Source organism: Glycomyces tenuis DSM 44171, from assembly GCF_000427885.1.
Classification (GTDB): Bacteria; Actinomycetota; Actinomycetes; order Mycobacteriales; family Micromonosporaceae; genus Glycomyces; species Glycomyces tenuis.
The window spans coordinates 1-18,554 of record NZ_ATYW01000003.1 but is presented as its reverse complement, the minus strand read 5'-3'; the positions used below and the strand labels follow the sequence as shown (position 1 = coordinate 18,554).

15 protein-coding genes are annotated in these 18,554 nt (G+C 68.8%); 5 read left to right on the top strand and 10 right to left on the bottom strand.

Annotated elements, in window-relative coordinates; all coding sequences use genetic code 11:
• Positions 1 to 110: 110 nt before the first annotated feature.
• The 3 genes from YWW_RS0104980 to YWW_RS0104970 are packed head-to-tail and all read left to right on the top strand — an operon-like array spanning position 111 to position 4,227.
• The gene (locus YWW_RS0104980) at positions 111 to 692 is read left to right on the top strand and encodes a PadR family transcriptional regulator (RefSeq protein ID WP_035704078.1); all 582 of its coding nucleotides are present in this window, start codon (positions 111 to 113) and stop codon (positions 690 to 692) included.
• Between the two features lie 8 nt (positions 693 to 700).
• The gene (locus tag YWW_RS0104975; RefSeq protein ID WP_026929243.1) at positions 701 to 1,420 is read left to right on the top strand and encodes an ABC transporter ATP-binding protein; all 720 of its coding nucleotides are present in this window, start codon (positions 701 to 703) and stop codon (positions 1,418 to 1,420) included.
• Positions 1,420 to 4,227: an ABC transporter permease gene (locus tag YWW_RS0104970; RefSeq protein ID WP_026929242.1), complete on the top strand. Its 2,808-nt coding sequence runs from the start codon at positions 1,420 to 1,422 to the stop codon at positions 4,225 to 4,227. The genes YWW_RS0104975 and YWW_RS0104970 overlap by 1 nt, the downstream gene beginning before the upstream one ends.
• 117 nt (positions 4,228 to 4,344) lie before the next feature.
• Here the strand turns inward: YWW_RS0104970 and map are convergent, their stop codons facing one another.
• The 10 genes from map to YWW_RS0104920 form a co-directional block, all read right to left on the bottom strand.
• On the bottom strand, positions 4,345 to 5,244 hold the full coding sequence (map, locus tag YWW_RS0104965) for a type I methionyl aminopeptidase (protein WP_026929241.1): 900 nt from the start codon (positions 5,242 to 5,244) through the stop codon (positions 4,345 to 4,347).
• A gap of 395 nt (positions 5,245 to 5,639) precedes the next feature.
• Positions 5,640 to 6,188 carry a hypothetical protein gene (locus YWW_RS0104960; protein WP_026929240.1) on the bottom strand — a complete coding sequence of 183 codons (549 nt, stop codon included), beginning with the start codon at positions 6,186 to 6,188 and terminating at the stop codon, positions 5,640 to 5,642.
• A 231-nt stretch (positions 6,189 to 6,419) separates the two neighbouring features.
• Positions 6,420 to 7,595 carry a flavodoxin-dependent (E)-4-hydroxy-3-methylbut-2-enyl-diphosphate synthase gene (ispG, locus tag YWW_RS0104955; protein ID WP_026929239.1) on the bottom strand — a complete coding sequence of 392 codons (1,176 nt, stop codon included), beginning with the start codon at positions 7,593 to 7,595 and terminating at the stop codon, positions 6,420 to 6,422.
• A gap of 29 nt (positions 7,596 to 7,624) precedes the next feature.
• Positions 7,625 to 8,881 carry a site-2 protease family protein gene (locus YWW_RS0104950; protein WP_026929238.1) on the bottom strand — a complete coding sequence of 419 codons (1,257 nt, stop codon included), beginning with the start codon at positions 8,879 to 8,881 and terminating at the stop codon, positions 7,625 to 7,627.
• Positions 8,882 to 8,931: 50 nt separating this feature from the next.
• Positions 8,932 to 10,131 (bottom strand): 1-deoxy-D-xylulose-5-phosphate reductoisomerase, encoded by a 1,200-nt coding sequence (dxr, locus tag YWW_RS0104945; protein ID WP_026929237.1) that lies wholly within the window; start codon positions 10,129 to 10,131, stop codon positions 8,932 to 8,934.
• Positions 10,132 to 10,176: 45 nt separating this feature from the next.
• Positions 10,177 to 11,082 carry a formyltetrahydrofolate deformylase gene (gene purU, locus YWW_RS0104940; protein ID WP_026929236.1) on the bottom strand — a complete coding sequence of 302 codons (906 nt, stop codon included), beginning with the start codon at positions 11,080 to 11,082 and terminating at the stop codon, positions 10,177 to 10,179.
• A 115-nt stretch (positions 11,083 to 11,197) separates the two neighbouring features.
• Entirely contained in the window at positions 11,198 to 12,493 is a 1,296-nt protein-coding gene (locus tag YWW_RS0104935; RefSeq protein ID WP_026929235.1) for an ABC transporter substrate-binding protein, read from the bottom strand.
• 40 nt (positions 12,494 to 12,533) lie between these two features.
• The gene (locus YWW_RS0104930) at positions 12,534 to 13,421 is read right to left on the bottom strand and encodes a carbohydrate ABC transporter permease (protein ID WP_026929234.1); all 888 of its coding nucleotides are present in this window, start codon (positions 13,419 to 13,421) and stop codon (positions 12,534 to 12,536) included.
• Positions 13,411 to 14,409, bottom strand: a complete 999-nt coding sequence (locus YWW_RS0104925; RefSeq protein ID WP_051325398.1) for a carbohydrate ABC transporter permease — start codon at positions 14,407 to 14,409, stop codon at positions 13,411 to 13,413. The genes YWW_RS0104930 and YWW_RS0104925 overlap by 11 nt, the downstream gene beginning before the upstream one ends.
• A 222-nt stretch (positions 14,410 to 14,631) precedes the next feature.
• The gene (locus tag YWW_RS0104920) at positions 14,632 to 16,803 is read right to left on the bottom strand and encodes an MMPL family transporter (RefSeq protein WP_026929232.1); all 2,172 of its coding nucleotides are present in this window, start codon (positions 16,801 to 16,803) and stop codon (positions 14,632 to 14,634) included.
• 153 nt (positions 16,804 to 16,956) lie between these two features.
• On the opposite strand from YWW_RS0104920, the gene YWW_RS33760 reads away from it, so the two are divergent.
• Both YWW_RS33760 and YWW_RS0104910 read left to right on the top strand, forming a co-directional pair.
• Positions 16,957 to 17,730 carry a TetR/AcrR family transcriptional regulator gene (locus tag YWW_RS33760; protein ID WP_155829932.1) on the top strand — a complete coding sequence of 258 codons (774 nt, stop codon included), beginning with the start codon at positions 16,957 to 16,959 and terminating at the stop codon, positions 17,728 to 17,730.
• Between the two features lie 204 nt (positions 17,731 to 17,934).
• Positions 17,935 to 18,363 carry an SH3 domain-containing protein gene (locus tag YWW_RS0104910; RefSeq protein WP_155829930.1) on the top strand — a complete coding sequence of 143 codons (429 nt, stop codon included), beginning with the start codon at positions 17,935 to 17,937 and terminating at the stop codon, positions 18,361 to 18,363.
• Positions 18,364 to 18,554 lie beyond the last annotated feature (191 nt).

Here is an 18,554-nt window from a genome sequence, read left to right as displayed (position 1 = left end):
ACCCGAGGCGGCCCCGCCACCAGACACATACTCGATATGCGATACTCAGTATCTCCAAGTGCTCGGCAGGGCTCGGCAGGCCTGCGAGCCGTACCTTTGCGAGGTCATACATGAGTGTCAAACACAGCCTGCTGGCGCTGCTCGAACGCGGGCCCGCCTACGGCTACCAGCTGCGGGCCGCCTTCGAGAGCGCCACCGGCTCCACCTGGCCGCTCAACATCGGCCAGGTCTACACCACCCTCTCGCGCCTCGAACGCGACGAGATGGTCGAGGCGCTCCCGGAGAACGAGTCCGGCCAGCGCCCCTACCGCATCACCGAGGCCGGGAAGCGCCACCTCGCCGGCTGGTTCGCCTCCCCGGTCCGGGCCGCCGACCGCCCCCGCGACGAGCTGACGATCAAGCTCGCCCTGGCCGTCACCACGCCGGGCGTCGACGTCGCCGACGTCATCCAGCGCCAGCGGGCCGCCACCCTGCGGACCCTCCAGGAGTACACCAGGCTCAAGGCCGACGACAGCGCCGACCTGGCCTGGAAGCTCGTCCTGGAGTCGATGATCTTCAGAGCCGAGGCCGAGATCCGCTGGCTCGACCACACCGAGGCCGTCGTCGCGCGGGCCGAACTGCCGGCCCCGTCCCCTTTCGGTCACTACGAACCCGACCCTGAAACCTCAGCCCCCCTCGAAGAGAAGCGGTAGGCCCCACCATGACCGTCCTGCACCTGCGGGGCGTGAGCCGTGTCCACGGCGACGGCGAGAACGCCGTCCACGCCCTCGTCAACGCCGAGCTGTCCATCGAGTCCGGAGAGCTGGTGGCCATCATGGGCCCCTCCGGCTCCGGCAAGTCCACCCTGCTCAACCTCGCCGGGGGCCTCGACGCGCCCACCTCGGGCGAGGTCATCGTCGAGGGCACGCCGCTCTCGACGCTCTCCAAGAAGAAGCTGGCCGCGCTGCGCCGCCGCCACGTCGGCTACGTCTTCCAGGACTACAACCTGGTGCCGAGCCTGACCGCCGCCGAGAACGCGGCCCTGCCGCTCGAACTCGACGGCATGGGCGTCGGCAAGGCCCGCAAGGCCGCCCTCGCCGCGCTCGAAGAGGTGGGCCTCGACGCCCAGATCGCCGACCGCTTCCCCGACGAGGTCTCCGGCGGCCAGGCCCAGCGCACCGCCATCGCCCGGGCCCTGATCGGCGAGCGGCGCCTGGTGCTGGCCGACGAGCCCACCGGCGCGCTCGACTCGACCACCGGCGAGGACGTCCTCAAGCTCCTGCGCAAACGCTGCGACCAGGGAGCGGCGGGCCTGCTGGTCACCCACGACGCCCGCCACGCCGGCTGGGCCGACCGGGTCGTGTTCCTGCGCGACGGGCGGATCGTCGACTCCTCCACGCCGCTCGAGAAGCCCGAGTCCCTGCTCGAAGGGGCCGAGTGATGCTCTCCGGCCTCCGGCTCTCCTTCCGCATCGCGCGCCGCGAGGCGCTGCGCTACAAAGGCCGCTCGGCGCTGTCGATCGCGCTGCTGGGCATCCCGCTGCTGGGCGTCTCGCTCGGCGCGAGCGCCTGGGACACCATGAACCTCTCACCGGTGGAGACGGCCGAGCAGAAGCTCGGCGAGAACGACGCCCACATCCGCTTCGACTGGGAGGGCGTCCCGGTCGTCCAGCACATCTGGGACGAGGAGTGGGGCTGGACCGAGCCCGTCGAGGAGACCGGCGACATGCCGCAGGAGGCCACGGTCTCCGAGGCCCAGATCCTGGCCGCCCTGCCCGAGGGCAGCACCATCGCCCCGTACGACACCATGGGCTTCCAGGGGTCGATCAGCGTCGAGACCCCCGACGGCGTCGGCTCCGTCCAGACCGCCGGATACGAGCTGTCGAACCCGATGTACGAGGCCGCGGGCCTCGAGTACCTCGAAGGCGAGGCGCCCGGCAGCGGCCAGATCGTCCTGTCCCAGGCGGCGGCCGACTACACGGGCGCCGGCGTCGGCGACGCGGTGACCCTGGCCGACGGCACGGCCGAGTACACGGTCAGCGGCATCGTCGAGCTCCCGTGGGAGCTCAACACCCCCTTCGCCATCGGCGACGCCTTCGAGCCGTCCTCTACGGGATGGCTGGTCGACACCCCCGAGGAGTTCACCTACGACGACGCACTGGCGCTCAACGAACTGGGCATGTACGTCTGGTCCACGCCGCTGGCGGCCGACCCGCCGACCGAGCTCCCCGCGGACTGGGTCGGCGGCGACGGCGGCTACACGGCGATGGTCGTCGGCCTGATCGCCACGGTCGTGGTCGTGGAGGTCATCCTCCTGGCAGGACCGGCCTTCGCCATCAGCGCCCGCCGCCGGGCCCGCGAATTCGCCCTCATGAGCGCCGCCGGGGCCGCCCCGAGACACCTGCGCAACACCGTGCTCGCGGGGGGCCTGCTGTTCGGCCTCATCGCGGCCGTCATCGCGGTGGCGGTCGGCGTCCTCGCGGTCTGGGCGGCCACACCGCTGATGGAGAGCGTGGTCGGGCACCGCAGCGCGGGCCTGCGGGTGTGGCCGATGATGCAGACGGTCATGGTCGGCTTCGCGGTCGCCACCGGACTGCTCTCGGCGCTGGCGGCCGCGATCAGCGCTTCCCGGATCAATGTGGTGGCCGCTCTGGCGGGCCGCATCCCTCGCCGCAGGCTGAAGAAGCGCTGGCCGATCATCGGCCTGATCACGGTCGGCGTCGGCATGGCGGCCGGCTTCGCCGGGGTCGTGCTGTGGAGCATGCCGCTGATGGCGGCGGCGATCGTCGCCATCCAGCTCGGGCTGGTGATGTGCACGCCGCTGCTGGTGTCGCTGGTCGCCAAACTGGGCCGGTGGCTGCCGCTGGCGCCGCGCATGGCGCTGCGCGAGGCCAGCCGCAACCGCGGCTCGACCGCCCCGGCGATCGCGGCCGTCATGGGCGTCGTGGCCGCCGGGATCGCCCTGTCGCTGACCGTCGCGGCCGACAACGTCCGCTGGCAGCAGAACAACGTGCACACGTTGCCGCAAGGGGCCCTGTCGGTGAGCCTGAGCAGCGAGGGCCAGTTCGACGAGTCCGCTCAACTGGCCGAGCCGGACTTCGACGCGGGATTCGCGCAGGTCGAGCGGATGCTGTCCGAGCAGTTGGACGAGCTGGAGACCCACCGGATCGTCGAGTACACCACGGCTCCCCACTGCGACCCCTATCTCGCCGAGATGGGCCCCGGGGCCGAGCCGACGCCGGCAGGGTGCCTGTTCAACTACTACGCCGAGCGCCCCGAGGACAACCGGTGCCCGTACTGGACGGCGGACATCTCGAGCGACGAGACCAACGAAGCCGCGGTGGAAGAGGCGCGGAACGATTCGCGCTGTGACGAGACGATGTCGTCGACCGACCACTACAGCCATACGCCCGGTTCGGACGACCCGGCGGTCGTGGCCGCCTACACCGAGTTGGAGGGGGCCGAGCTCGACGAGGCGGTGGCGTTCCTGGAGGACGGCGGCGTCCTGACCTCCGACCGATGGAAGGTCAACGACGACGGCAACGTCGAGTTCACCCTCGTCTACACCGGCGAGGAGGAGGGCGAGGAGCGCCAGGAGGTCGTGGAGCTCCCCGCGATGACCGTCGACAAGGGCCTGCTGGGGTACAACCAGCTCTTCCTGGGTCCGGCCGCGGCCGAGCGGCTGGGACTGATCCCGGACCCGTGGAGCGCCGAGTACCTGCTGGAGACCTCCACCGAGGTCACCGACACCCTCGAGCAGGAGCTCGCGGGCGAGTTCGAACGGGCCCCGATCGGCGGCTTCTGGGTGAACTTCGAGGTCACCGATTACACCGACGACCTGATGTTCTACTTCATGCTGGCCGTGGCCGCGCTGTGCGGCATCGTCGCGCTGGGCGCCACGGCGGTCTCGACCGGGCTGATCATCGCCGAGTCGAAGGCCGACATGACCACGCTCGGGGCCGTCGGCGCCGAGCCGAAGGTGCGCAAGCGGTTCGCGATGTGGCAGACGGTCGTGATCGCCTTGCTCGGCGCCGGGATGGGGACAGCCGCCGGTTTGCTGGGCTACGCCCTGATCCGCGAGGCGCTGAACCGGGGCCTCCAGAACACCTACCCGTGGGAAACGCTGTACGGCTGGGAGCTGCCGTGGGTGAACTTCGGGGTCTCGCTCCTGGCGGTGCCGCTCATCGCGGCGGTGGGCGCGCTGCTGTTCACCAAGGCGAAGCTGCCCAGCGAGCGCCGACTCACGTAGCGGAGACAGGAAGCGGCGGCGCCGGATCAATCCCTCGGAGACGTTGACATCTCTGTGACCGGCGCCGCCTCGTTCACCCTACGAACGCCGCACCAGTTCGCGGCCCGCGAGCGCCGCTCAGCCCTGTCCTTCGGGGGTTCCGGCGGCGGGCGCGCCGCCCGAGGGCATGGTCAGGATCTCCGCGCCGTCGTCGGTGACGAGGATGGTGTGCTCGAACTGGGCCGACCACTTGCGGTCCCGCGTCACGGCGGTCCAGCCGTCGTCCCACATCTCCGGCTCGGCCGTGCCGAGGTTGATCATCGGCTCGATCGTGAACGTCATGCCCGCCTCGATCTCGACGTCGAGCCGGGGGCTGTCGTAGTGCGGCACGTACAGGCCCGAGTGGAAGGCCGTCCCGATGCCGTGGCCGGTGAACTGGCGGACCACCCCGTAGTCGAAGCGGGAGGCGTAGGCCTCGATGACCTTCCCGACCACGTTCAGCCGCCGCCCCGGCCGCACGGCCTTGATCCCCCGCATGGTGGCCTTCCACGTCCGCTCCACCAGGAGCCGCGCCTCCTCCGAGACGTTCCCGGCCAGGAAGGTCGCGTTGCAGTCGCCGTGGACGCCGCCGATGAACGCGGTGATGTCGACGTTGACGATGTCGCCGTCCTCGACGCGGGTCGAATCGGGGATGCCGTGGCAGATGACCTCGTTCAAAGAGGTGCAGCACGACTTCGGAAACCGCTTGTACCCCAAGGTCGACGGATAGGCGCCGTGGTCGCACAGGTACTCGTGGACGATCCGGTCCAGCTCGTCGGTCGTCACGCCCGGCGCGACGGCCTTGCCCACCTCGACGAGCGCGTCGGCGGCCAGGCGGGCGGCGATCCGCATCCGCTCGACGGTCTCGGCGTCCTTGATCTCGGAGCCGGTGAACGGCCGCGGGCCCGGCCTGTCGACGTATTCGGGCCGCTCGATGGACTCGGGGACGGGCCGGCGGGGGCTCTGCTTGCCCGGTCGCAGAATGGGACGAACACTCATCGGCCAAGCCTATCGTCCGTGCCGTTGGGAACCATTGAGACGTCTGCGACACCGTTACAGATACGCAGCCGAAATTCGCGCCTCGGGGCGGCAAAACCTCTTGCGTTCCGCGCGAATTCGCAGCATGCTGATGGGCATCAGTGTCCACTCGGCGACATGAGCGAGCCGCCCGCCGGACTCGTCTCCGCCCATGAAGCATTGCGAAACCGAGCCGGTGCGGGGCGCCGCTCCCGTGGCAGTGCCGCGGCCTCTGTTCGCGCAGAGACCGCGGTGTACGACACCTCCCGCGGTCGAGCGCCCCGCCTGTCCAACCCAGGTGATCGCGGCAGTCGCTCCGCGCCGGCTCACATCCTTCGAGGACCAGTCTATGGCCCGCCCGCTCGCCCGCGGCCCGCTCAGGCCGCCTCGAGCTCCTTGGTCGGGTCCTCCGCGCCGCCCTCCTTCTTCTCGGCCGCCTCGGACTTCCCGGGCGGCTCCTCGGCGACGACCTCTTGGGACAGCCGCTCCCAGAGCATGCCGCCGGAGTGGGCCAGGGCGCCGACGATGGAGGGCACGAACGGCAGGATCCAGTCGGCGAGGAAGCCGTCGTGGGGCATGTTCAGCACGAGCATCGCCGAGCCGGCGCACAAGAGGCCCTGGAGGGTGCCCCGCCAGGCCGCGCGGGTGCCGTCGGCGACGGCGGCGCGGCGCTCGGAGGACGGGTCGTGGAACTCGCTGATCCCGACGGTGTCCCTGCGTCCGAGGTAGGCGCCGACGACGGCCTGCACTGCGGTGCCGGCGATGACCGCGGCGATGAGGCTGTTCTTGGTGACCACGTACACGAGCGCGAACAGCGCCCCGCCTCCGGCGATGGTCAGCGCGGCCCTGATCCAGTCGGTCTTCTCACCGGGATACCAGTAGTACTTGGTGACACCCTCGGATATCTGTCGGACGATCTTCCCCATGGCGGTGGCTCCCCCTTCGAGGGCGGCGACAAGGTCCGCGCCTGTTCGGCACGAATGTCATTATCGGGTGTCGCGTCCGGCCGGCACGGTGAATCCCCCGAGTCACCGAAGTGAATTTTCGCCCTAGAAGGGCGTTACTGTCGGTTTCCCGGTTCGATGGTGAGTCGTGGCCTGCGACTGCATACCAGCGTAAGGACAACAGGCCACGATCGTAAGTCGCGTACCCGACAGTCAGAGCACCTGAACGACCGGACCGGCGAGCTCCTTCAGCTCGTCCGGCAGTTCGGCGCCCATCTCCTCGGCGAGGCGGACGGCCTCCTCGATGAGGGTCTCGACGATCTGCGACTCGGGCACGGTGCGGATGACCTCGCCCTTGACGAAGATCTGGCCCTTGCCGTTGCCGCTTGCCACCCCGAGGTCGGCCTCGCGGGCCTCGCCGGGGCCGTTGACGACGCAGCCCATGACGGCCACGCGCAGCGGGACCGGCAGCCCTTCGAGCCCGGCGGTGACCTGCTCGGCGAGCGTGTAGACGTCGACCTGCGCCCTGCCGCACGAAGGGCACGAGACGATCTCCAGGCCGCGCTCCTTGAGGCCGAGCGACTCCAGGATCTGGTTGCCGACCTTGACCTCCTCGACCGGCGGGGCCGAGAGGGAGACTCGGATGGTGTCGCCGATGCCCTCGGCCAGGAGCGCGCCGAAGGCGGCGGCGGACTTGATCGTCCCCTGGAAGGCCGGACCGGCCTCGGTGACGCCGAGGTGCAGCGGGTAGTCGCACTGCTCGGACAGGAGCCGGTAGGCCTTGATCATGACGACCGGGTCGTTGTGCTTGACCGAGATCTTGATGTCGCGGAAGTCGTGCTCCTCGAACAGCGAGGCCTCCCACAGCGCCGACTCGACCAGCGCCTCGGGCGTGGCCTTGCCGTACTTGGCGAGCAGCCGCTTGTCGAGCGAGCCGGCGTTGACGCCGATGCGGATCGGGGTGCCGGCGGCCTTCGCGGCCTTCGCGATCTCGCCGACCTTGTCGTCGAACCTCTTGATGTTGCCGGGGTTGACGCGGACGGCGGCGCACCCGGCCTCGATCGCGGCGAAGACGTACTTCGGCTGGAAGTGGATGTCGGCGATGACCGGGATCTGCGACTTCTTCGCGATGACCGGCAGCGCGTCGGCGTCGTCCTGCGTCGGGCAGGCGACGCGGACGATCTGGCAGCCCGTGGCCGTGAGCTCGGCGATCTGCTGGAGCGTGGCACCGATGTCGGCGGTCTTGGTCGTGGTCATGGACTGGACGCTGACGGGCGCCCCACCGCCGACGAGCACGCCGCCCACGTTCAGCTGCCGGGTCCGCCTGCGCGGGGCGAGCGGTTCGATTTCGGGGCGTTTGGAGGGAATACCGAGGTTCACAGCGGTCATGAGGCCAGTCTCCACCCTACTGACGCGGATCAGTTAAAGATCGTGATCGGATTGACGATGTCGGCGGTGATCGTCAGCAACATGAACCCGCCGAGCACTATGATCACAGCGTAAGTCAGCGGCATCAGCTTCAAGTAGTCCACTCGGCCCGGGTCGGGCCTGCCGCGCTTGGCGGCCACCCACGACCGCACCTTCTCGTACCAGGCGATGGCGATGTGTCCGCCGTCCATCGGCAGCAGCGGCAGCAGGTTGAACACGCCGATGAAGTAGTTCAGGACCACCAGGAGCATGAAGAACATGGCCCACTGGTCGTACTGGACCATCTCGCCGCCCAGGCGCGAGGCCCCGACGACGCTGACGGGGGTGTCGTCGGCGCGTTCGGCGCCCCAGATGGAGTCCCACAGCGGCGGGATCTTGGAGGGCAGGTCGGCGAGGGCGACGAAGGTCTCGCGGAACATGTCGCCGGTGAAGGAGGCGGTCTCGCCGATGCCGTCGACGGGGCCCGCCGTGACCGTCGCGGGGATCGAGGGGTCGAGGTAGACCGAGACGCCGAAGCGGGCGACGGTCTCGGTGGTGCCGTCCTCCAGCTGGACTTCGGCGGCGTACGGGGTGACCTGGAGGACCTGCTCGGCGCCGTCGCGTTCGACGGTGACCTCGACCGGCTCCTCGGGAGTGAGGCCGCCGACGGCCTCGAGGAGGGAGTCCCAGTCGGTGACCGCGGTGCCCTCGACCGCGGCGATGCGGTCGCCGTCGCGCATCCCGGCCTCGTAGGCGGGGCTGGGCTCGTGGGCGTCGGTGCAGGTGAAGTCGATGGTGGCGTCGTCGGGCGGGATGCATTCGGCGACGTCGACGGTCGAGGTCTGCTGGGACTGCTCGTAGGCCTCGGCGCGCTCGGGGTTGGCGATGCCGACGAAGGAGACGAGAATCCACAGCACCACGAATCCGAGGATGAAGTGCGTGACCGAGCCGGCGGCGAGCACGACGGTGCGCTGCCACAGCGGCTTGCGCCAGAAGACGCGCTTCTTGTCGGCCTCGGTGACCTCTTCCTCCTCCTCTTCGAGGGGGGTCATGCCGACGATCTTGACGAAACCGCCGAGCGGGATGCCCTTGACCCCGTACTCGGTCTCGCCTTTGCGGAAGGACCACAGGGTGGGGCCGAAGCCGACGAAGTAGCGAGTGACCTTCATGCCGAACGCCTTGGCGGTCAGCATGTGGCCGAACTCGTGCAGGCTCACTGATATGAGGATCGCCAGCGCGAACAGGATGATCCCGGTGGTGTAGGCCAGCAAGTCTTGACTCCTTCTATCGCTCCAGTCAGGCTGACGCCTGCGGAAGCCTAAATCGGCGGCGCGTCCAACACTAGCTGGCGCGCGCACGAGCGCGCCCAGTTCTCCGCCTCGAGTACGTCTGCGACACTGCCGGGTCGGCCGCCGCTCCCTGCGTAACCGCCGGGGGCGGCGTCGATGACGGCCGCGACGGTGTCGACGATGCCGAGGAACGGCAGCCGCCCCTCGCGGAAGGCGGCGACGGCCTCCTCGTTGGCGGCGTTGTAGACCGCGGGCATCACTCCCCCGGCCCGTCCGGCGTCCTTGGCGAGGGCCACCGCGGGGAAGGCGGTCTCGTCGAGCGGCTCGAAGTGCCAGTCGCCGGCCTTCGTCCAGTCGACGGGGCGGGCCGAGCCGGGGAGGCGGTCGGGCCAGGCGAGGGCGTGGGCGATGGGCAGGCGCATGTCGGGCGGGGAGGCCTGGGCGATGGTGGAGCCGTCGGTGAACTCGACCATGGAGTGGACGATCGACTGGGGGTGGACGACGACGCCGATGCGGTCGTAGTCGACGCCGAACAGCTCGTGCGCCTCGATGACCTCGAGGGCCTTGTTGACCATGGTGGCGGAGTTGATGGTGACGACCGGGCCCATGCTCCAGGTGGGATGGGCGAGGGCGTCGTCGAGCGTGACCTCGGTGAGCTGCTCGCGGCTCTTGCCTCGGAAGGGGCCGCCGGAGGCGGTGAGGACGAGCTTCGCGACGCGTTCGGCCTCGCCCGAGCGCAGGCACTGGGCGAGCGCGGAGTGCTCGGAGTCGACGGGCACGACCTGGCCGGGCGCGGCGATCGCGTGCACCAGAGCGGCCCCGGCGATCAGGGACTCCTTGTTCGCCAAGGCCAGCTGCCGGCCGGCCTTGAGGGCGGCGAGGGTGGGCTCGAGGCCGATGGAGCCGGTGATGCCGTTGAGCACGGTGTGGGCCGGGTAGGTGGCGAGCTCGGCCATGGCCGAGCGGCCCGCCAGGAGCTTCGGCATCTTGAAGCCGCCGGTGTCCCAGCCGCGTTCCTTGGCGGCGGCGAACAGGCGCAGCTGGACGGCCTCGACGGCGGTGGCGTCGGCGACGGCGACCGCCTCGGCGCCCAGTTCGACGGCCTGCTCGGCGAGCAGAGCCGGATCGCTGCCCTGGGCGCCGACGGCGACGACGCGGAAGCGCTCGGGGTTGGCTCGGACGATGTCGATGGCCTGCGTGCCGATGGAGCCGGTGGAGCCCAGCAGCACGATCTCGCGGAGATCTGTCACGCGGCCATTATGAGCCACCCGGCGCTAGCGGAACACCACCGTCTTGGTGCCGTTGAGGAGGATGCGGTCGTCGAGGTGGGCGGCGAGGCCGCGGGCCAGGCAGGTCGACTCGAGGTCGCGTCCGGCGGCGACGAGGTCTTCGGGGCTCATCGCGTGGTCGACGCGGGCGACCTCCTGGTCGATGATCGGGCCCTCGTCGAGGTCGGAGGTGACGTAGTGGCAGGTCGCGCCGATGAGCTTGACGCCGCGGGCGTGCGCCTGGTGGTAGGGCCTAGCGCCCTTGAAGCTGGGCAGGAAGGAGTGGTGGATGTTGATGATCCGCCCCGGCAGCTTGGCGCAGAACTCGGGCGAGAGGATCTGCATGTAGCGGGCCAGGACGACCACGTCGATGCCTTCGGACTCGATGAGTTCGAGCAGCTGCTGCTCCTGGGAGGCCTTCCCCTCGGAGCCGACCGGCAGGTAGTGGAACGGCACGCCCGAGGAGGCGGCCAGGTCGGACCAGTCGGGGTGGTTGGAGGCCACGGCGGCGGCCTCGCCGTGCAGCGCGCCGATCCGGAAGCGGTACAGCAGGTCGTTGAGGCAGTGGCCCTGCTTCGAGGCCATGATCAGCACGCGCGGCTTGACGTCCCGGTCGTGCAGGCGCCACTCCATGTCGAACTCGCGGGCGATCTCGGCGAAGCCGACGGCCAGCTCGTTCCGGGCGCTCGCAGCCGTGCTGTGCTCTTGGTTCCCGGCCGGCGCCGTACTGTGCCCATGGTTCCCGGCTGGCGCCGTGAACTCGACCCTCATGAAGAACCGTCCGGAACCGTGCTCGGAGAACTGCTGCGAGTCCTCGATGTTGGCGTTGCGGCGGGTCAGGAATCCCGAGACGGCGTAGACGATGCCGAGGCGGTCGGGGCACGAGAGCGTGAGCACGAACTTGCTGGTCATCCCACTAATGGTACGGGCATCGCGGCGCGGGCGGCAATCGAGTCCGCCGCAGCCGGGGCACTCGGACGGCGGTGGGGAGGGCCCGCGGGCCCTCCCCACCGGTCATTCGGTTCGCTTAGCCGATGGCGGCCTCGGACTCGGTGATGAACTGCTCGGTGGCCTGGTCCGGCGTGAGGTCGCCGAACAGGAGCGGCTCGTAGACCCGCAGCATGATGTCGGGGATCTGCCCCGCGCCGATCGGCGGGACCGGCGGGCCCTCGCCGAGCTCCGGCGTGAGCGCGGTGATGAACTCCGCGCCCCGCTTGTCGGCGTCGGGCAGGCCCGGCAGGATCCGCTCGCGCTGGTCGAGGTTGGCCGGCAGGCCGCGGTCGGTGAGCGTCAGGTCGATCGACTCGTCGCTGTTGAGCAGGAAGTCGATCAGCTCCCCGACCGTGTCCGGGTCACTGGTCTCAGCGGAGGCCGCCCAGAACATCGCCGGCTTGAGGTAGAGGCCCGGCTGGGTGCCGGAGGTCTCGCCGGGGACGCGCAGGAGCAGCAGCTCGCCGCCGAGGACCGCTTCGAGCGCCCCGACCTGGTTGGTCCAGTAGAACTCGGTGGCGCCCGCGCCGGTGGCCAGCGGAGCCTGGTCCTGGCCGGCCGCGGCGGCCTCCACGACCTCGGTCGCCGACGGGATCGCCTCGGCGGCCAGGGCCTCGTTCACCATCGTCCACCACTCGGTCATGGTCTCGGGGCTGAAGCCGAGCCCGCCCTCGGGCGTGTAGAGGCTCTCGCCCTTCTGCCGCGCGAAGACGTTGAACAGCGCCTCGTTGTTGAACGAGACCGCGGAGTTGCCGACCTTGTCGGTGGCGGCCGAGATGTCGATGATGAAGGCCATGAAGTCTTCCCACGACCACGTCGTGTCGTCGGGGAGCTCCAGGCCGGCCTCCTCGACGATCGTCGGGTTCACCAGCAGGCAGAGGGAGTTGACGCCGGTGCCGATGCCGTAGGTCGTGCCGTCGAGCTGGCCGCCGGCGAGCACCGCCGGGTCGAGCTTCGAGAAGTCGATGCCGATGTCGTCGAGCGCCAGCAGCGTGTTGCGCTCGGCGTACTCGCGCAGGTAGCGCTCCTCGTGCTGCATCACGTCGGGGGCGTTGCCGCCCGAGACCGAGACGTTCAGGGCGTCCCAGTAGCCGCTCCAGTCGGCGACGGACTCCTCGATGCTGACGCCTTCGTTGGCCTCCTCGAAGGCCGTGATGATCTGGCGGGTGTACTCGTGGCGGGGGTCGGAGCCCCACCACATCATGCTCAGTTCCCCGGATCCGCCTTCGTCGTCGTTGCCGCAGGCGGCCAGCAGCGGAGCGGCGGCCGCTCCGAACAGGCCGGCCTTGGCGAGCGTTCGCCGACTCAGGCCCGAGGGGTTGTTTGACTGCATCTTCTCCATCCTTTCAGGAGGATGATCGTTGGTTGCCGTGTTATTTGATGCCGGTGGTGGCGATGCCTCGGACGAGGTACCGCTGGCCGGCGAGGAAGAACCCGAAGATCGGGCCCAGCGCCACGATGGACATTGCGAAGAGGGAGCCCCAAGAGGTCTGTCCTTGGGCGTCGAGGAATAGCCGCAATGCCAGTGGCACGGTCTGAAGGTCGATGTCGCGGAGGTAGATCAACTGCGAGTAGAAGTCGTTCCACGTCCAGATGAAGGTGAAGATGGCGGTGGTGGCCAGGGCGGGCACGCACAGCGGCATGATCACGCGCAGGAAGGTGCCCCAGTAGCTGCACCCGTCGATCTGGCTCGCCTCGTCCAGCTCGCGCGGCAGACCGCGGATGAACTGCACCATCAAGAAGATGAAGAACGCGTCGGTGGCGAGCAGCTTGGGCACGATCAGGGGCCAGAAGGTGTCGATCCATCCGAAGTTGTTGAACAGGATGTACTGCGGGATGATCACGACGTGGATGGGGAGCATGATCGTCGCCAGCATGATCGCGAACAGCATGCCCTTGAGCGGGAAGTTCAGCCTCGCGAAGGCGTAGGCGGCCATGGAGCAGGAGACCAGGTTGCCGATGATGGCTCCGGCCACGATGACCATCGAGTTGAAGATGTACGTGTGGAACGGGTGCGGCAGGGCGGTCCAGCCGTCGACGTAGTTGCGCCACTCGAAGGTCGAGGGGAACAGGCTCGGGTCGGAGAAGATCTCGTCGAGGGGCTTGAACGAGGCCGACAGCATCCACAGCAGCGGATAGATCATGACCATCGCGAAGAGGATGAGACCCAGGTGGATCAGCAGGCGGCGCAGCGCTCCCAAGTCACGGCGCTGCCGTCGGCGGCGCGGAGGGGATACGGGGGTCAGAGTCTCAGTCGCCATAGAACACCCAGAATTTCGACATCAGGAAGTTGAGGGCCGTGAACAGGCCGATGATCATGAGCAGGAGCCAGGCCAGGGCCGAGGCGTAGCCCATGTCGAAGGCCGTGAATCCGCGGTCGTAGAGGTAGAGCGTGTAGAACAGCGTGGAGTCCGACGGCCCTCCCTTGCCGCCCGAGACGATGAACGCCTGGGTGAACGCCTGGAACGCGTTGATGATCTGGAGCACCAGGTTGAAGAAGATGATGGGCGTCAGCAGTGGGACGGTGATGTTGAAGAACCGCCGCACCGGGCCGGCGCCGTCCACCCTGGCGGCCTCGTAGTACATCGCGGGGATCTGGCGCAGGCCGGCCAGGAAGATGACCATGGGCGAGCCGAAGGTCCACACGTTGAGGATGATCAGGGTGTCGAGGGCGTAGTCGGGGTGGGAGATCCAGCCCTCCCCTTGGATACCGAACAGGGCGAGGACCTGGTTGACCAGGCCTTCGGTGCCGAAGACCTGGCGCCACATGATGGCGATGGCCACCGATCCGCCCAGGAGTGAGGGCAGGTAGAAGATCGAGCGGTAGATCGGCAGGCCGCGGACGCCCCTGTCGAGGACCATCGCCAGGGCGAGCGCCATGGCGAGTTGGAGGGGCACCGAGATGAAGACGTACCGGAAGGTGACCCCGATCGAGGCCAGCAGCCGGGGGTCGTCGAGCATCCGCTGGTAGTTCTCCAGGCCGATCCAGTTGGCGTCGCCGATCAGGCTGTAGTCGGTGAAGGAGAGGTAGAGCGAGGCGATCATCGGCCCGATGGTGATGACGAGCAGGCCGACGATGAAGGGGCTGAGGAAGCTCAGCGCGGCCCAGCTCTCGCGTCGGCGGGCCGACTTGCGGAGGGTTCGGCGGCTCCGCTTGGGGTGAGGGGAGTCGGGTGTCGCCGCGGGCCCCGGAGGTCCGCCCGTGCTGCGCCGTGCCGTCGGCGCAACTGCGACTTCGTTGTCGGTCATAGAGTCTTGAGGCCTTTCGGCGGGGGTCTGGGACTGAATCACACCAGGCTATGCAACCGCTTGCCTAATTGTCAATGGCTCGACTTAAATTCCTGGATATCTTTGGCATCGCTTGCCGAACAAACCGGTCATTCTCCCCATCGGCAGACTTCCGCATCACCGGTGACAGCGGAGCGGCCCGTCCCGGCGCGCTGCCGGAACGGGCCACGGTTTCCCTTGTGGTCAGACCTTGGCGGGAACCTTCGGCTGGGCGGGCACGGCCGCGGCGTCGTCGGTCTCCTTCAGGCCGTACTTGGAGTACAGGCGGGCCAGCGGGCCGGGGACCCACCAGTTCGCGCGGCCCAGCAGCCGCATGGTGGCCGGCACCAGGAGCATCCGCACCACGGTGGCGTCCAGGAGGATCGCCACGGCCATGCCGACGCCGATCATCTTCATGAAGGTGATGCCGCCGGTGGCGAAGGCGCCCACCACGACGATGAGGATGACCGCCGCGGCCGTGATGATCGATCCGGTCTTCTGCATGCCGCGCATGACGGCGGTGCGGTTGTCGGCCCCGTTGTCCCACTCCTCGCGCACCCGCGAAAGCAGGAAGACCTCGTAGTCGGTCGACAGGGCGAACAGCAGCACCACCATGAGCAGCAGGTTCGACGGGTTCAGGAAGCCGGAGGCGGTGAAGTCCAGCATCCCGGACAGGTGGCCCTCCTGGAAGATCCACACCACCACGCCGATCGCCGCCGCCAGCGACACGAAGTTCATCAGGACGGCCTTGATCGGCAGGACGACCGAGCCGAAGGCCAGGAACAGCACGATCACGGTGACGGCCACGATGTAGCCGACCATCGCGGGCAGGCCGTCGACGATCGCGTCGAACATGTCCACCAGGTCCGAGGCGCCGCCGGTGACGGCCAGCTCGGCGCCGGCGACGTCGATGTCGCGGACCTGTTCGATGAGCTCGCGCGATTCGGCGCTGAACGGGTCGAGGCCGTAGCGGACCTGGAGCAGCGTCGCGTCCCCGTTGCCGTTCACCGGGACGACGCCCTCGACGTGGTCGAGCCCTTCCAGGGCCTGCATGGCCTCGGCCAGGGCCGCTTCTCCCCCGCCGGAGACCATGACGTCGAAGGTCTCGACGTCGCCGCCGGGGAAGTCCGCGGCGATGGTCTCGGTGACCACGCGCGACTCGGCGTCCGCGGGCATGTCGCGCTCGTCGACGCCGCCGAACTCGGTGTCCAGGGCGGGGCTGGCGAGCAGCGCCATGAAGGCCAGGACCGGCAGCAGGATCAGCACCGGGCGGCGCATGACGCCCGCGGCCAGGCCGTGCCAGAAGCCGGTGTCCTCCTCGGCCGCCTTCTCGCGGCGGCGGATCAGGCGGCCCTTGTCGACGCGGTGGCCGAGCAGGTAGAGGAAGGCGGGCAGGACCACCAGGGCCGAGAGCATGGCGACGCCCACCGCCGACATGACGCCGTAGGCGATGCCGTGCAGGAACGGGACGTCGACCAGCAGGAGCCCGACCATCGACAGGACGATGATGAGCCCGGAGACCATGACGGTGCGCCCGGCCGTGGCGACGGTGCCGAGCACCGCGGCCCGCTTGTCACGTCCGGCTGCGATCTCTTCGCGGAAGCGTCTCAGCACGAACAGGGCGTAGTCGATGGACATGCCCAGGCCGATGATGGTGATGACGTTGGCCGCGAAGACCGAGACGTCGGTGAACTCGGCGATGACGCGGGTGACGGTGAAGCCGCCGAGGATCGCCATGCCGCCGACGAGCAGCGGGAGGGAGGCGGCCACGAGGGCGCCGAAGACGATGATCGTGATGACCAGCAGGATCGGCATCGAGATCATCTCGGCGAGCACGAGGTCCTCTTGGACCTGCGTGTTGATGTCGTGGAAGACGGCCGCCTCGCCGCCCAGGGAGACGTCGAGCCCGTCGGTGTCGCCGGCCTCGCGAAGGTCGCCTCGGATCGATTCGTAGGCGTCGGCCAGCGCCTCGTCGGAAGTGCCGCCGCCGAGCGAGACCGAGACGAAGGTGGAGTGCCGGTCGTTCGAGACGAACCGCTCGTCGCCGATGTCGTAGTAGGAGACGGCGGTGTCGACCTCGGCGAGGCCGGCGATCTCCTCGACGGCGCCGGTAACGGCGGCCTGGAAGTCGGGGTCGTCGACCGTGAGCTCGTCGGACTCGTACAGGACCACGACGTCGGCTCCGGTGGAGCCGAACTCCTCTTCGATGGCCTGGGCGTCGGTCACCGAGTCCGCCTCTTCCGAGACGAACCCCCCGTCGGTGAACTGGTCGAAGACACCGAGGCCCCACGTCGAGCCGATGGCGAAGACCGCGACCACACTCGCGACGATGAACCACCGCGCCTTGATCGCCGCGCGGCCTATCAGGGAATACATGTACTTCTCCTTTTGGAGAGACGTGACCGCTGGTGCCGGAGATGCGGGCAGCGGTAAGATTGTGAGCAGTGAATATTTAGCTAACGCCGTTCACTATAATTAACGGCGATTGTTCAGTCAACGCCGTTAACTCGAATGTCGTGAAGGAGTGCAGTGAGTTCGAACACCTCGGGAGGCCCGACCCGACGGGAGCGGATGCGAGCCGAGACCATCGGTGAGATCAAGGCCAGCGCTCAGCGGCAGTTGCTGGAGCACGGCCCCGGCGGCGTCTCTCTGCGCGCGATCGCCAGGGAGGTCGGCGTCTCGCCCGCGGCGCTGTACCGCTACTTCGACAGCCTCGACTCACTCCTCGTCGAGCTGTGCTGCGACTTCTACGACGAGCTGATCGACGAGACCCGCAGGGCCATGGACGCCGCCGGCGGCGAGGAATGCCACCTCGACCGCATGAAGGCGTGGATCTGGTCCTTCCGGTCCTGGGCGGTCGCCAACCGCCGCAAGTTCGAGCTCATGATCAACATCCCCGAAGGCGCGGCTGCGCTGGGGCTGAGCCTCGACATCAGGAGACTGTCGTGGGAGGACCTGCCGCCGGTGACGCGCAAGTCCATGGAGCACGCCCAGCAGTGCGGCGCCGAGCTGGCCGCCTACTACCACCAGCGGAACGACGACGAGGCCCTGGGCTTCGCGGCACTGGAACCGCCCGAGCTCTCCGACGGCCTCCAACGCGAGCTGCGCGAGAAGTGCGGCGCGCTGATCATCGGCGAGGAGTTGCCGCTGACCTGGGTCTACTCCTTCGTCTCCGGCTGGGTCCGGGTCTTCGGCCTGGTCACCATGGAGGCCTTCGGCTCACTGCCGGTGCAGGAGAACATCGAGGAGTTCTACAAGGCCCAAGTCCTGTCCATGATGAAGGACTTCGGCATCGAGCCTTGACAGCCTCCAGGCGAGCTCTGCGAGCCGAATCCCGGTGCCCCGTTCGGGCCCGATGCTGCCCGCTTGGCGCCGTCCGCGCACTACGCGCTGTACCGGAGTCCGATATCGGACAGCCGCGCTCCGCCGATGCCACGTGCCGTCCTCCTGATCGTCCGACCATGGACGAGGCGGATCATCCGCCACCATCCGACAGGAGGAGCACACGTGCAACGCAGCATGAAACGAATCAGCCGAGCCGGCCTGGCGATCGCCTCGCTCGCGCTCGCAGCGGGACTCGCGCTGTTCCCGAGCAGCGCCGCCGTAGCCCAAGGCGACGCGGGCGCCCGCCCGCCCGACTCCCAGGCGCCGGCCCCGGCCGCCGAACCGGCGGTGGCCAACCCTCCGTGCCAGCAGTCCGGCAACGCCGCGGTGGAGGCCGATGTCGACCTGAACTTCCGCCGGGCCCCGAACCTGGACGCGACGGTCGACGGGATCATCCCCCAAGGGGAGGTCGTGCCCTGGTGCGGGTTCACCACCGAAGGCGGCTCCTACAGCGATTGCGGCGCCGAGAACTGGACGATGTGGGACTGGGTCAACTGGAACAACCAGTCCGGGTGGGTCGCCAGCGCGTGCGTGACCTTCATTCCGGGATGAGCTGAGCGCACGGGCGGGGCCGGACGACTCGCGTCGTCCGGCCCCGTCCGTATGTCAGAGCGTCCACGGTGCGAACCGCCGCTCAGTCGTCCTCGGCGCGAGCACTTCGACTGGACTCACGCATCCTCAGCGCGAGCGCTTCGACTGGACTCACGCATCCTCAGCGCAAGCACTTCGACTGGACTCACGCA

Bases quoted from the DNA above. Each gene is read 5' to 3' on its own strand.
- YWW_RS0104980 (WP_035704078.1), top strand. From the start codon at position 111: ATGAGTGTCAAACACAGCCTGCTGGCGCTGCTCGAACGCGGGCCCGCC.
- YWW_RS0104930 (WP_026929234.1), bottom strand. From the start codon at position 13,421: ATGGCGACTGAGACTCTGACCCCCGTATCCCCTCCGCGCCGCCGACGG.
- YWW_RS0104960 (WP_026929240.1), bottom strand. From the start codon at position 6,188: ATGGGGAAGATCGTCCGACAGATATCCGAGGGTGTCACCAAGTACTAC.
- YWW_RS0104925 (WP_051325398.1), bottom strand. From the start codon at position 14,409: ATGACCGACAACGAAGTCGCAGTTGCGCCGACGGCACGGCGCAGCACG.
- YWW_RS0104970 (WP_026929242.1), top strand. From the start codon at position 1,420: ATGCTCTCCGGCCTCCGGCTCTCCTTCCGCATCGCGCGCCGCGAGGCG.
- map (WP_026929241.1), bottom strand. From the start codon at position 5,244: ATGAGTGTTCGTCCCATTCTGCGACCGGGCAAGCAGAGCCCCCGCCGG.
- purU (WP_026929236.1), bottom strand. From the start codon at position 11,082: ATGACCAGCAAGTTCGTGCTCACGCTCTCGTGCCCCGACCGCCTCGGC.
- ispG (WP_026929239.1), bottom strand. From the start codon at position 7,595: ATGACCGCTGTGAACCTCGGTATTCCCTCCAAACGCCCCGAAATCGAA.
- YWW_RS0104920 (WP_026929232.1), bottom strand. From the start codon at position 16,803: ATGTATTCCCTGATAGGCCGCGCGGCGATCAAGGCGCGGTGGTTCATC.
- YWW_RS0104975 (WP_026929243.1), top strand. From the start codon at position 701: ATGACCGTCCTGCACCTGCGGGGCGTGAGCCGTGTCCACGGCGACGGC.
- YWW_RS0104935 (WP_026929235.1), bottom strand. From the start codon at position 12,493: ATGCAGTCAAACAACCCCTCGGGCCTGAGTCGGCGAACGCTCGCCAAG.